The 13294-nt window shown below is 59.8% G+C and carries 11 protein-coding genes, 1 tRNA gene and 1 pseudogene; 6 read left to right on the top strand and 7 right to left on the bottom strand.

Features of this window, described 5'->3' with window-relative positions; translation table 11 throughout:
* Positions 1-90: 90 nt before the first annotated feature.
* Both RS887_RS01040 and RS887_RS01035 read left to right on the top strand, forming a co-directional pair.
* Positions 91-1662, top strand: coding sequence for a diguanylate cyclase (locus RS887_RS01040; protein ID WP_322614060.1), 1572 nt, complete (start codon positions 91-93; stop codon positions 1660-1662).
* Positions 1663-1774: 112 nt separating this feature from the next.
* Positions 1775-3181 carry a DUF1254 domain-containing protein gene (locus tag RS887_RS01035; protein ID WP_322614059.1) on the top strand — a complete coding sequence of 469 codons (1407 nt, stop codon included), beginning with the start codon at positions 1775-1777 and terminating at the stop codon, positions 3179-3181.
* A 25-nt stretch (positions 3182-3206) separates the two neighbouring features.
* Here the strand turns inward: RS887_RS01035 and RS887_RS01030 are convergent.
* Positions 3207-3532 (bottom strand): annotated as a pseudogene (locus tag RS887_RS01030) (hypothetical protein).
* 190 nt (positions 3533-3722) lie between these two features.
* On the opposite strand from RS887_RS01030, the gene RS887_RS01025 reads away from it, so the two are divergent.
* On the top strand, positions 3723-4553 hold the full coding sequence (locus RS887_RS01025; RefSeq protein WP_322614058.1) for an arylamine N-acetyltransferase: 831 nt from the start codon (positions 3723-3725) through the stop codon (positions 4551-4553).
* A gap of 60 nt (positions 4554-4613) precedes the next feature.
* Here the strand turns inward: RS887_RS01025 and RS887_RS01020 are convergent, their stop codons facing one another.
* Both RS887_RS01020 and RS887_RS01015 read right to left on the bottom strand, forming a co-directional pair.
* Positions 4614-4919, bottom strand: coding sequence for a BrnA antitoxin family protein (locus tag RS887_RS01020; RefSeq protein WP_322614057.1), 306 nt, complete (start codon positions 4917-4919; stop codon positions 4614-4616).
* Between the two features lie 3 nt (positions 4920-4922).
* Entirely contained in the window at positions 4923-5204 is a 282-nt protein-coding gene (locus RS887_RS01015; RefSeq protein WP_322614056.1) for a BrnT family toxin, read from the bottom strand.
* A 251-nt stretch (positions 5205-5455) separates the two neighbouring features.
* Here RS887_RS01015 and RS887_RS01010 point away from each other — a divergent pair, with 251 nt between their 5' ends.
* Entirely contained in the window at positions 5456-6970 is a 1515-nt protein-coding gene (locus RS887_RS01010; protein ID WP_322614055.1) for a nucleobase:cation symporter-2 family protein, read from the top strand.
* Between the two features lie 135 nt (positions 6971-7105).
* Here the strand turns inward: RS887_RS01010 and RS887_RS01005 are convergent.
* Positions 7106-7181, bottom strand: a tRNA-Asn gene (locus RS887_RS01005).
* A 227-nt stretch (positions 7182-7408) separates the two neighbouring features.
* Between RS887_RS01005 and RS887_RS01000 the strand changes: the two genes are divergently transcribed.
* Positions 7409-7639, top strand: a complete 231-nt coding sequence (locus RS887_RS01000; protein WP_108217803.1) for a hypothetical protein — start codon at positions 7409-7411, stop codon at positions 7637-7639.
* Here RS887_RS01000 and RS887_RS00995 read toward each other — a convergent pair.
* Positions 7636-7839 (bottom strand): hypothetical protein, encoded by a 204-nt coding sequence (locus tag RS887_RS00995; protein ID WP_111282164.1) that lies wholly within the window; start codon positions 7837-7839, stop codon positions 7636-7638. The two genes, RS887_RS01000 and RS887_RS00995, sit on opposite strands and share 4 nt — an antisense overlap.
* A 252-nt stretch (positions 7840-8091) precedes the next feature.
* Positions 8092-9288, bottom strand: a complete 1197-nt coding sequence (locus RS887_RS00990; protein WP_322614054.1) for an amino acid aminotransferase — start codon at positions 9286-9288, stop codon at positions 8092-8094.
* Between the two features lie 335 nt (positions 9289-9623).
* Between RS887_RS00990 and uvrB the strand changes: the two genes are divergently transcribed.
* The gene (uvrB, locus tag RS887_RS00985) at positions 9624-11639 is read left to right on the top strand and encodes an excinuclease ABC subunit UvrB (protein ID WP_322614053.1); all 2016 of its coding nucleotides are present in this window, start codon (positions 9624-9626) and stop codon (positions 11637-11639) included.
* Positions 11640-11759: 120 nt separating this feature from the next.
* Here uvrB and RS887_RS00980 read toward each other — a convergent pair whose 3' ends face one another.
* Complete coding sequence (locus RS887_RS00980) at positions 11760-13250, bottom strand: MDR family MFS transporter (protein ID WP_322615237.1); 1491 nt, start codon at positions 13248-13250, stop codon at positions 11760-11762.
* Positions 13251-13294 lie beyond the last annotated feature (44 nt).

Genomic DNA, 13294 nt, shown 5'->3' with positions numbered 1-13294 from the left:
ATTTATCATGGATAACCCCGTAAACTACGCCCCACAAAGGCTGAGGGCTTTGGGTCGTTGCCCATGCCTTACCCCCGACAGGATGAACTTTTGCCCACACGCTTCAACGATCCGGACCACGCCCCTGGCGTCGCATTGAAACGCATACCGCTGCGCAAGGCTGCGGTGCTGTTCATTGCCACGGTGTGCCTGTGCCTGTGCGGTTTGCTCTACCTGCAACTGGAACAGTCCCGTCGCCATGATCTGAGCCTGGCGCAAGTGGCGTCTTCGAACCTGACGCGGGCCATGGCGCAGCAAGCCGAAGACACCTTCATGAAGGCCGACCTGGTGCTGACCAGCCTGGTGGACTGGATTCAGGTCGACGGTTTCGGCCCTGAGCAACGGCCGCGCTTGCAGCAGACGTTCGCCCGGCGAGTGCTGGCGCTGGATCAATTGCACGGCATCCTGCTGTTCGACCAGAAGGGCCAGTGGGTGGTGACCTCGTTCGAAAACCTGCCCCGGGGGGCCGGGGTCGCGGATCGCGAGTACTTCAAGTATCACCAGCAGAACGTATCGTCGGTGGCGCATATCGGCCCGGCCATCCGCAGTCGGGAAAATGGCGAGTGGATCATTCCGATTTCCAAACGGGTCAACGACAGGAACGGGCACTTCCAGGGCGTATTGCTGGCCGGCATCAAGATGTCGTACTTCGACCAGTTCTTCAAAAGCTTCAGCCTCGACGACAACGGCTCGATGTTTCTCGGCTTGACCGATGGCACGTTGTTGGCGCGTCGACCTTTTGTCGAGGCGCAGATTGGCACGTCACTGGCCCAGAGCGAGATTTTCCAGAAGTCGCTGCCACTGGCCACCTCCGGCAATGCGGTGTTCACGTCCATCATCGATGGTGTGACACGCCTGTACGGTTACCGACAGCTGGAGGCGTATCCGCTGGTGGTCACCGCAGCGTCGTCCACGGAATCCATTCTCGCGAGCTGGTACGACACGGCGTTTCGCTCCAGCCTCATCGTTGCCCTGGTGTTAGTGGGCGTGGGGTTGTTCGGTTGGGTGTTCATTCATCAGGTGCGTGTGGGCGAGCGGGTCGAGTCGGATTTGCGCAGGGCCCAGGAGGCGCTGGAGCTGATCGCCACCCACGACAGCCTGACCGGGCTGGCCAACCGCCGCTTGTTCGAGCGGGCGCTGGACATCGAGTTCGGGCGCGGCGCCCGGCAGGCGAGCCCATTGAGCCTGATCATGCTCGATATCGATTACTTCAAGCGCTACAACGACACCTACGGCCACGTGGTGGGGGATCACTGCCTGGCCGAAGTGGCACGTGCGCTGAAGAGTTGCTGCCACCGCAAGGCCGATCTGGCGGTGCGTTACGGCGGTGAAGAGTTTGCGGTGCTGCTGCCCGACACCGATATCCACGGCGCCATGACGATTGCCGAGCAGATCCGCCGCAGTGTCATCGACAAGAGCATCAGTCACACCGGCTCGCCCAACGGTTACGTGACGGTCAGTCTGGGTTGCTATTCGTTTGTGCCGTCGGGGCGTGACAGCATGAACGTGTTTGTCGAGCGGGCGGATGCGGCGTTGTATCAAGCCAAGCATTCGGGGCGAAACCGTGTGGCAACGTTGTCGATGGCCGGCGGTGTCGAGGCGTTGATGCGTTCCGATCGCTGAAGTGTTCTTCCTGCCGGTTGTCCGTCTCTCGGGCCTGGCTGAATTGATCGTCTAGAGTTCCGTAAGTTCTGTCGAATCCGGCAGACTCCCCTTCGTACGGACGATCGCCAACATGTTGATACCTCAAACGTTGACAGCTGTTGCTTTGACCGTCGCAGCCGCTGCCATTTTTCCGCTGGCCAGCCATGCGCAATCGAAAATCACCGCCGAAGAAGCTCACGCGATCGGCGTGGATGCCTACATCTATTTTTACCCGCTGCTGAGCATGGACATTACCCGCAAGCAATTCACCAACATCGAGCCGGGCAAGGAGTTCGGCAAAGGCCCGATGAACATGTTTGTGAGTGTGCCGCAGTACCCGCCTGCCGAATTCAAGGGGGTGGTGCGCTCTAACTTCGACACACTGTATTCGATTGCCTGGCTGGACTTGACCAAGGAACCGCTGGTGATCGCCGCGCCGGATACCGACGGGCGTTTCTACCTGTTGCCGATGCTCGATATGTGGACGGATGTGTTCGCTTCGCCGGGCTGGCGCACCACGGGCACCGATGCCGGGCAATTTCTGGTGACGCCACCGGGGTGGACCGGCACGGTGCCCGCCGGGATGAATCACCTGCCGGCGCCAACCCCGTTTGTCTGGGTCATCGGCCGTACCAAGACGGACGGCGCGGCAGATTACGCGGCAGTGCACAAGATCCAGGCCGGCTACACGGTGACGCCGTTGTCCCGGTTGGGTAAAGAACCTGAAGCCGTCACCGTGAAAATCGACCCGGAGGTGGACATGAAAACGCCACCGAAGATTCAGGTCGATTCCATGTCGGCCGCCAATTACTTCACTTACGCTGCCGAACTGCTGAAGGTGCACCCGCCGCACAGCACCGACCAGCCAATGCTGGCGCAGATCAAGCGTATCGGCATCGAAGCCGGCAAGCCGTTCGACATGGACGCGCTGGACCCGCAAATCCAGGCCGCGTTGCAAACGGTGCCCCAGGATGCGCAGGCGCTGATGACCTGGAAAGTGCCGACCCTGGCGCGGGAGGTCAATGGCTGGTCGATGAACACTGACACCATGGGCGTCTACGGCAACTACTACCTCAAGCGCGCCATCGTTACGCAGATGGGTCTCGGTGCCAACCTGCCCGAGGACGCGATTTATCCGTTGAACATCGGCGACAGCAATGGCAAGCCGCTCGATGGAGCAAACAAATACGTGCTGCATTTCAATAAGGGCGAGACGCCGCCGGTGAACGCCTTCTGGTCGATCACCCTGTATGACCCGCAAGGGTTCCAGGTCGGCAACTCACTCAATCGTTTTGCGGTCAGTAGCTGGATGCCGTTCAAGGACAACGCCGATGGCTCGCTGGACCTCTATTTCCAGAACGAAAGCCCCGGCAAGGATCTGGAGGCCAACTGGCTGCCGGCGCCCGAAGGGCCGTTCAATCTGACCATGCGTTTGTACGGCCCGAAAGCCGAGGCGCTGAATGGCAAATGGAACCCGCCGGCGGTCAAGCCGATGTAGGCCTCAGACGACTGGAAGCAGGCAGTCATCGGCTGCTTTTGCCTGTCCAGCTGCCCGTCCCGCCTCCGGCGCCACCGGTACCACCGCCGGGGCGCCGGTGCCACCGCCCGCGCCACTGCCCGGACCATTGACGCCGGTGGTGCCGATTGACGAGCTGGAACCCTGACCGCGGCCGTAGTCGCCTGAAGGGGCGCTGGGCCTTTTGTTGTCTGGCAGCATGATCGGGTTGCGGGTTGCTCCCGATGTCGTGCCGGTTGTGCCAGCGCCATCGCCGGACGCCGCAAACGTAGCCAGGGGCGTTGCCGTCAACAATCCCGCCAAGAGCAGCGAAGTCATTCTGATGTTCATCATGGTCGTCTCCCGGGATGAGTCGTTACCTGATGTGGGTGTGAAGGGGGGCGCAGTTGGGGGCGCACAAGCGGCATTGAGTTTTTCATGCCGGGTGATTGGCTAAATCAATTGTCGGCCGCAGTGCCTGATCCCGTATACATAGCGGCCACTGGCGGAGCAATCCGCCGCTTGCGTGCAAAAGGACTGAACGATGAGCGAGCCACGCCTGACCGACCGTGCGTTGTATCTGCAACGCCTGGGCTTCGATGCACCTCCGGCACCGACCCTGGAAACCTTGCGCCAACTGCAACTGCGCCATACCGGCGTTTTCCCGTTTGAAAACCTCACCACATTATCCGGCGAGCCCGTGCTGATCGACTTGCCGTCCATCGAGCAGAAGGTCTTGCACGATGGTCGTGGCGGTTACTGCTACGAACTCAATAACCTGTTCCTGGCCTTGCTTCAGGAATTGGGTTTCGACGCCCGTGCCATCAGCGGCCGGGTGGTGATGGGCCAGCCGGAGGGCGCCTGGACTGCCCGGACCCACCGCCTGAGCCTGGTCATCATCGACGACGTACGCTACATCACCGACGTCGGCTTCGGCGGCATGGTGCCGACCGCGCCACTGTTGCTTGATACCCGCACCGAACAAGCTACCCCACACGAGTCGTATCGCATCGACCTGCACGTCGACGGCTTTACCTTGCGCGCCAACGTTGCGGGCGAATGGCGAGCGATGTACATCTTCGACCTGCAACGCCAGGAAGATATCGATTTTGCCGTGGGCAACTGGTACGTCTCGACCCACCCCGAGTCGACTTTCGCCAAACAATTGATGGTGGCGCGTACCGGGGAAGGGTGGCGCCGTACGCTCAATAACGGCAGCTTCGCGATTCACCGGATTGGCCATGACAGCGAGCGGCGGGAGGTGACGGATGTTCAGGAACTGATTGGCCTGCTGGGCAGTGAGTTCGGCATTCGCGTACCGGAACAGGCGCAGTTGGTGCGGACTCTGGAACGATTGATCACAGCGCCGCAATAGCGGGTTGATCGAAAACATCACATCGCCATGGGCTGATCCGATCGATCAGCCCTTTGTGTTTCAGGGCCGAACACCCGGCGCCATCACCCGTTGAATTTCGCGCAAGGCCTCGGCCAGTTTCTTCTCCAGGCCCTTGAGTTCGGCAGGGGTGATAGTTTGTTTTAGCTGTGCGCTTTTGCCTTCGTTGAGCAGGGCCCGGCGCAATGTATTGTTGATCGCCGTCTGGTAGCCGTACCCCTCGTTTTCTGCCAGTGCCCGAGCGGCTTCGATGACGGCGTCATCGAGCATGATGGTGATGCGGGTCTTGCCTTTGGCGGGCGCCACGGCCCCGCGTTTGGCATTGCTGAAATCGTATTCGTCTTTCATCGGTCATGCCTCCAGATACTGACGGCGCTCGCTTTTGGTGGCGATGCGCGCGGAAATGATTCGAACGAAATTCGGATCGCGGTAGGTGTACGCGACGACCAGCAAACGACCTTTGGCATCCAGTCCCAGGGTGATCCAGCGTTGTTCATCGTGGTGGTTGTCCTCGATGGTCAGCGCTCGGTCGTCATGGAATACCGGTTCTGTCTCTGCGAGGCTGATGCCTTGGTGCTTGAGTTTGTTGGCTGCGTTCTTTGCCTTGTGGAACTGAATGTCGAATGACTTCATTATGCATACTTTATATGTATGTGGAAGAGGTGGCTTTACCGATGGTCGCCAGGAACCGAAAAGACTAGTCAGCAACAGGGGTTGCCCAGGAAGGATGTATTTCAAGGTTTTAGGCGGGGCTACGCTTGAGGCTGCGAGGGGGGAATGGACAGGTATCCATTTTGTGACTGATAAGTTGTATACAACTCTATAGACATTTGTCAGGACTATTGCATACAGTGTGCACATAACAAAAACCAGGGAACCCCTCCATGAAAACGCCCCATGTTTCACACCAACGGCCCGAGGACGAAAATCTTGGGATCGGCGCGAATATGGCTTATGGCCTGCAACATGTTCTGACCATGTATGGCGGTATCGTCGCGGTGCCATTGATCATCGGCCAGGCGGCCGGGCTCTCGCCGGCGGACATCGGTTTGTTGATTGCTGCTTCATTGTTTGCGGGGGCTGGCAACGCTGCTGCAAACCCTGGGTTTACCGTTTTTGGCTGTCAGTTGCCGCTGGTGCAGGGCGTGTCCTTCTCTGGCGTCGCGACCATGGTGGCGATTGTCAGCAGTGGCGGGGAGGGCGGGTTTCAGTCGGTGCTGGGTGCGGTGATAGCGGCGTCCCTGATCGGGTTGCTGATAACCCCGGTGTTCTCGCGTATCACCAGGTTCTTCCCGCCGCTGGTGACCGGCATCGTGATTACCACCATCGGCCTGACGCTGATGCCGGTAGCCGCGCGCTGGGCCATGGGCGGTAACAGTCATGCGCCGGACTTCGGCAGCATGGCGAACATCGGCCTGGCGGCGGTGACACTGGTGCTGGTGCTGCTGTTGAGCAAAATCGGCAGTGCGACCATCTCCCGCTTATCGATTCTGCTGGCCATGGTCGTCGGCACGATCATCGCGGTGTTCCTCGGCATGGCGGATTTCTCGTCCGTAACCCAGGGCCCGATGTTCGGCTTCCCGACGCCGTTCCACTTTGGTATGCCGACCTTCCACTTCGCTGCGATCCTGTCGATGTGCATCGTGGTGATGGTGACGCTGGTGGAGACTTCGGCGGATATCCTTGCCGTCGGTGAGATCATCGGCACCAAGGTTGACTCCAAGCGCCTGGGCAACGGTCTGCGCGCCGACATGCTGTCGAGCATGTTCGCGCCGATCTTCGGTTCCTTCACCCAAAGCGCCTTCGCCCAGAACGTCGGGCTGGTGGCGGTCACTGGCATCAAGAGCCGCTATGTGGTGGCAACCGGCGGTCTGTTCCTGGTGATCCTCGGCCTGCTGCCCTTCATGGGCCGCGTCATAGCTGCCGTGCCAACCTCCGTACTGGGCGGCGCCGGCATCGTGCTGTTTGGCACCGTGGCGGCCAGCGGCATTCGGACCTTGTCCAAGGTCGATTACCGCAACAACGTCAATCTGATCATTGTCGCCACCTCCATCGGCTTCGGCATGATCCCGATCGCGGCGCCGAACTTCTACGACCACTTCCCGAGCTGGTTCGCGACCATTTTCCATTCGGGCATCAGCTCTTCGGCGATCATGGCCATCGTGCTGAACCTGACCTTCAACCACCTCACCGCCGGTAACTCCGACCAGCAATCGGTCTTTGCGGCCGGTACCGAGCGGGTGCTGCGTTATCAGGATCTGGCGGCGTTGCGTGAAGGCGATTATTTCAGCGACGGTAAACTGCACGATTGCGACGGCAAGGAGATTCCGGTGCTGGAATCGGAGCACGGCGTGGCAGAACCACGGGCGGCGCACGCGAAAAGCAGTGAACATGTCTGACGTTCACGGCGACTGAAAAGGGCCGATCTGTCGAATGGACAGATCGGCTTTTTGCTTTTCAGGAGACGGCTTTTCAAGCGGCCACAAAAAAAGCCCCTGAATCTTTCGATTCAGGGGCTCTTCGATGTTGCTGTCTGGCTCCACGACCTGGACTCGAACCAGGGACCCAGTGATTAACAGTCACTTGCTCTACCAACTGAGCTATCGCGGAATGGCGCCTATGTTACTGATTCAAAAAGAGAAGTCAAGCATCGAATAACAATTGGAGCGAATCATCGGGACGGGCGGTGGTTTAGCGGCGATTGGCGGTTACCAGGATCGTCCCGGAGGTCTACCATGACCGCCCGGAAGTGGTGACACGCGCTGCCGGCCATTCGCCGAAAAGGTACGCGCCATGAATCATTTGACCCCCCCACCTCGACACCACAGGGTGCATCCATGAGCATCTCTCAGATCAGCCTGCCCAAAGGTGTCGGCCCCCACGCCGAAAAGTTGTTCGACGCCATCACTCAGGCCGGCACCGCTGAAGCATTGAACCGCGCGGGTGGCAAGGCCGAAGGTTTTGTCCTGGGCCTGGAAAGCACTAAAGCGATCAAGAGCCAGGTCGCGGAATCGCTGTATGTCGCCTACGACGACGCTGCCAGCCAGCGTGCGAGTGAACTGGCTTAACCGCCGAAGGTAATGGTGCCAAGCATCAGTTTGGCGTAGAGCGCCGTGGCACCCAGTTGCACCAGCCATAGGGCCAGACCGCCGAGAAACACGCCGGCAGCGACTTGCATCACCAGGTTGTTGCCGCGTTGTTTGGCTGGGGTGCGAGGGATGAAGTCATCCAGGTCATCGCGGTCGGCGCGCAGGTCATCGTTTTTCATATCGGCTCTCATAAGAAATCCAGGGTGTACGCAAATCCTGTGGGAGCGAGCTTGCTCGCGATGAGGGCATCCCATTCAACATTGATGTTGGCAGGACAATCGCTATCGTCGGAACGCCGCCCGGAGCAAGCTCGCTCCCACAGTGGATAGATGTATGCAGTTTAGAGGGGTCGCTCTGGTTGCCGAAAATTATCTGCGACAAATAAAAAACGGGAAGCCAAAAGGCTTCCCGTTTTTGTGTCAGAGGACGACTCAGATCACCTGAACAATCGCATCCGTCACAACCTTGATATTGCTCTGGTTCAGCGCGGCCACGCAGATGCGGCCGGTGTCCAGGGCATAGATGCCGAACTCGTTGCGCAGGCGGTGAACCTGCTCAACGCTCAAGCCGGAGTAGGAGAACATGCCGCACTGACGACCGACGAAGCTGAAATCGCGCTGAGGCGCTTTTTGTGCCAGCAGGTCGACCATCTGGGTACGCATGCCACGAATGCGCAGGCGCATTTCGGCCAGTTCGGCTTCCCACTGGGCGCGCAGTTCCGGGCTGTTCAGCACTGCAGCGACAACGCTGGCACCGTGGGTCGGCGGGTTGGAGTAGTTGGTGCGGATCACGCGTTTGACTTGCGACAGCACGCGCGCGCTTTCTTCTCTCGATTCGCTGACGATCGACAGGGCACCCACGCGCTCGCCGTACAGCGAGAACGACTTGGAGAACGAGCTGGAGGCGAAGAAAGTCAGGCCCGATTCCGCGAACAGGCGCACGGCAGCGGCGTCTTCGTCGATGCCATCGCCGAAACCTTGATACGCCATGTCGAGGAATGGCACGTGGCCCTTCGCTTTCACTACTTCAAGAACGTTTTTCCAGTCCGCCGGGCTCAGGTCCACGCCGGTCGGGTTGTGGCAGCAGGCGTGCAGCACAATGATCGAGCCGTTTGGCAGCGCGTTCAGGTCTTCGAGCATGCCGGTACGGTTCACGTCGTGGGTGGCGGCGTCGTAGTAACGGTAGTTCTGCACCGGGAAACCGGCGGTTTCGAACAGCGCGCGGTGGTTTTCCCAGCTCGGGTCGCTGATCGCCACAACGGCGTTCGGCAGCAGTTGCTTGAGGAAGTCGGCACCGATTTTCAGGGCGCCAGTACCGCCAACGGCCTGGGTGGTGATCACACGGCCAGCGGCGATCAGCGGCGAATCATTGCCGAACAGCAATTTCTGCACAGCCTGGTCGTAGGCGGCGATGCCGTCGATTGGCAGGTAGCCACGGGAAACGTGTTGAGCGGCGCGAATGGTTTCGGCTTCGACAACGGCGCGCAGGAGTGGAATTCGCCCCTCCTCGTTGCAGTAAACACCGACCCCCAGGTTGACTTTGTTGGTCCGGGTATCGGCGTTGAATGCTTCGTTGAGGCCCAGGATTGGATCGCGTGGTGCCATTTCGACAGCGGAGAACAGGCTCATTATTGCGGCGGCTCTGAATGGAGAGTGGAGGGACGTGTCGCGCTCCAGCCGAATGCACTAGAGCGGTGCACAAACGGGGAGCTAGTATAGAGGCCATCCGCGATCAATGGCGACAGGCGATTGGTCTTTTAAGGTAAGTTTTTCCGATTATTTTTCGACCGTTAGTCGATTGGTCGTGTCGGAGATTTTACCGGATGTAGGACGTTTGCCTTGAAAGCGATGGCAATCGGCTCCACATTGAGCACAATCCAGTTTTTTCCTTGGGCGACATCGGTCGTTTGCGGTCTTTCTCGTTCGTGCCGGTTTTGCCGGCAAGAGTGATCCAGAGGTTTTTCATGTCTGAATTCCAGCTAGTCACCCGTTTCGAGCCCGCCGGCGATCAACCGGAAGCCATCCGCCTGATGGTCGAGGGCATTGAGGCCGGGCTGGCGCACCAGACGCTGCTCGGTGTGACCGGTTCGGGCAAGACGTTCAGCATCGCCAACGTGATCGCCCAGGTGCAGCGTCCAACCCTGGTGCTGGCGCCGAACAAGACTTTGGCGGCGCAGTTGTACGGCGAGTTCAAGGCGTTCTTCCCGAACAACGCGGTGGAGTATTTCGTTTCCTACTACGACTACTACCAGCCTGAAGCCTACGTGCCGTCCTCGGATACCTTCATCGAGAAAGACGCCTCGATCAACGACCACATCGAACAGATGCGTTTGTCGGCGACCAAGGCATTGCTTGAGCGTAAGGACGCGATCATCGTCACCACGGTGTCTTGCATCTACGGTCTGGGCAGCCCGGAAACCTATTTGAAGATGGTGCTGCACGTGGATCGCGGCGACCGGCTCGATCAGCGCGAATTGCTGCGGCGCCTGGCCGACCTGCAATACACCCGCAACGACATGGATTTTGCTCGTGCGACCTTCCGCGTGCGTGGCGATGTGATCGATATCCATCCGGCGGAATCCGATTTTGAAGCGATCCGCATCGAGCTCTTCGACGATGAGGTGGAAAGCCTGTCGGCATTCGACCCGCTGACCGGCGAAGTCATTCGCAAACTGCCGCGCTTCACCTTCTACCCGAAGAGCCACTACGTGACGCCACGGGAAACCCTGATGGGCGCGGTCGAAGGCATCAAGGTCGAGTTGCAGGAGCGCCTGGAATACCTGCGTTCCAACAACAAGCTGGTGGAAGCCCAGCGCCTAGAGCAGCGCACCCGTTTCGATCTGGAGATGATCCTCGAACTGGGTTACTGCAACGGCATCGAAAACTACTCGCGTTATTTGTCCGGTCGCGAAGCGGGCGCGCCGCCGCCGACGCTTTATGACTATCTGCCAGCGGATGCCTTGCTGGTGATCGACGAGTCCCACGTCAGCGTTCCGCAGGTTGGCGCCATGTACAAGGGCGACCGTTCGCGAAAAGAGACGCTGGTCGAGTACGGTTTCCGCCTGCCCTCGGCACTGGACAACCGGCCGATGCGTTTCGATGAATGGGAAAGCATCAGCCCGCAGACGATTTTCGTCTCGGCGACCCCCGGCAACTATGAAGCCGAACACGCAGGGCGCGTCATTGACATGGTGGTGCGTCCGACCGGGCTGGTGGACCCGCAAATCGAGATCCGCCCGGCACTGACTCAGGTTGACGACTTGCTGTCGGAAATCACCAAGCGCGTCGCTCTGGAAGAGCGAGTGCTGGTCACCACGCTGACCAAGCGCATGGCCGAGGATTTGACCGATTACCTGGCCGACCATGGCGTGCGCGTGCGCTACCTGCACTCGGACATCGACACCGTGGAGCGCGTGGAGATCATCCGCGACCTGCGCCTCGGCACTTTCGATGTGTTGGTGGGCATCAACCTGCTGCGTGAAGGTCTGGACATGCCGGAAGTCTCGCTGGTAGCGATCCTCGATGCCGACAAGGAAGGCTTCCTGCGTTCCGAGCGCTCGCTGATCCAGACCATCGGGCGCGCGGCACGTAACCTCAATGGCCGGGCGATTCTGTATGCCGACCGGATTACCGGTTCCATGGAGCGGGCGATCGGTGAAACCGAGCGTCGCCGCGACAAGCAGATCGCCTTCAACCTGGCCAACGGCATCACACCAAAAGGCGTGTTCAAGGACGTTGCCGACATCATGGAAGGCGCCACCGTACCCGGCTCGCGCAGCAAGAAGCGCAAGGGCATGGCCAAGGCCGCCGAGGAAAACGCCAAATACGAAGCCGAATTGCGCACGCCGGGCGAGATCGCCAAGCGTATCAAGGCCCTGGAAGAGAAGATGTATGCGTTGGCGCGTGATCTGGAGTTTGAAGCGGCGGCGCAGATGCGCGATGAGATTGGCAAGTTGCGGGAGCGGTTGATTACTGTTTGATTTGTAGTGTCTGAACTGGCCTCATCGCGAGCAAGCCCGCTCCCACAAGGTTCGGTGTGGTCCCTGTGGGAGCGGGCTTGCCCGCGAAGAGGCCAGTCAGGGCACTACAAAAAGTACCAACTAGTGCGCTTCGCCAGCCTTCAGTCCCGCCGGCAGTTTCCTGGTCAGCAACACCGCCACCATGCTGACCCCCAGCGCAATCCCGACAAAATGAAATGCATCGTTGTAGGCCATGATCGACGCCTGCTGGTGGGCGATTTCGCTGAGTTTGCCCAGTGCCGCCGTTTCGTTGCCCAGCGTGCTGGTCAACGATGCCAGGCGTTCAGCCACCTGCGGATTGCTCGGCACGATGGCTTCACGCAGGTAGTCAAAGTAAACCTTGGTCCGCGCATCCAGCAGGGTGGCGAGCAGGGCGATGCCGATGGCTCCGCCGAGGTTGCGCAGGATGTTGAACAGGCTCGACGCCGATCCCGCATCCTGGGGCAGGATGTAGGAGGTGGCGATCAGTGAGATGGTCACCATGATCAGTGGCTGCCCCAGGGCGCGGATGATCTGGATCTGATTGAACTGTGGCCCGGCAAAGTCCGGGTTCAGTACGCCCGAAGAGAAACTCGCCAACCCGAACAACCCGAAGCCCAGGGTGCATAGCCATTTCGGCGAAACAAATTTCATCAGCTTGGGCACCAGCGGAATCAGAAACAGCTGCGGCACGCCCATCCACATGATCACTTCACCGATCTGCAGGGCGTTGTAGTTCTGGATCTGCGCCAGGTAGAGCGGCAACAGGTAGATCGAGCCATACAGCCCGACCCCCATCCCGACGCTGGAAATACTGGATAAGCCAAAGTTGCGGTTGCCGAGGATGCCGAGGTTGATCAGCGGATTGGGTTTGGAAAACTGCACGATCACAAAGGTGATCAGGCTGACCAGCGCAATGCTGCCCAGGGTCACGATCAGGCTCGACTCCAGCCAGTCCTTGCGATGGCCTTCCTCCAGAAACACCTGCAGGCAACCGAGCCCGACGCCAAGGGTGAGAATGCCGGCGTAGTCAGTGCTTTTCAGCAATTCCCAGTGCGCTGGTTTTTTCTCCAGGCCGTACATCAGGCCGGCAATCATGATCAGGCCGGGCGGGATGTTGATGTAGAAGATGTATTCCCAGCCCCAGTTTTCCGTCAGCCAACCGCCGAGGGTCGGGCCGATGGAGGGGGCAAAGGTGGCGGTCATGGCGAACATGGCCATGCCTTTGGCGCGGTGGTGCTCCGGGAGCTTGATCAGGGTCAGGGTGAACGCCAGTGGAATCAGCGCGCCACCGGTAAACCCTTGCAGGGCGCGGAAGACGATCATGCTTTCCAGGCTCCAGGCCATGGAGCAGAGCAGGGAGGCCGCGAGAAACCCGAGGGACACCCAAACCGCCAGGCGCCGTGCCGACAGCAGCTGCACGAGCCAGGCGGTGAGCGGGATCATGATGATTTCCGCCACCAGGTACGAGGTGGAGATCCACGAGCCTTCTTCCAGGGTTGCCGACAGCGCGCCCTGGATATCCTTGAGCGAGGAGTTGGTGATCTGGATGTCCAGCACCGCCATGAAGGCGCCGAGCATCACGCTCATCACCGCGATCCAGTCGCGCCGGGTCGGTTCGCCGGCCGGGCGGATCA

The organism is Pseudomonas sp. BIC9C (assembly GCF_034541995.1).
Classification (GTDB): domain Bacteria; phylum Pseudomonadota; class Gammaproteobacteria; order Pseudomonadales; family Pseudomonadaceae; genus Aquipseudomonas; species Aquipseudomonas fluorescens_CC.
This window is presented reverse-complemented; position numbering and strand designations above follow the sequence as displayed.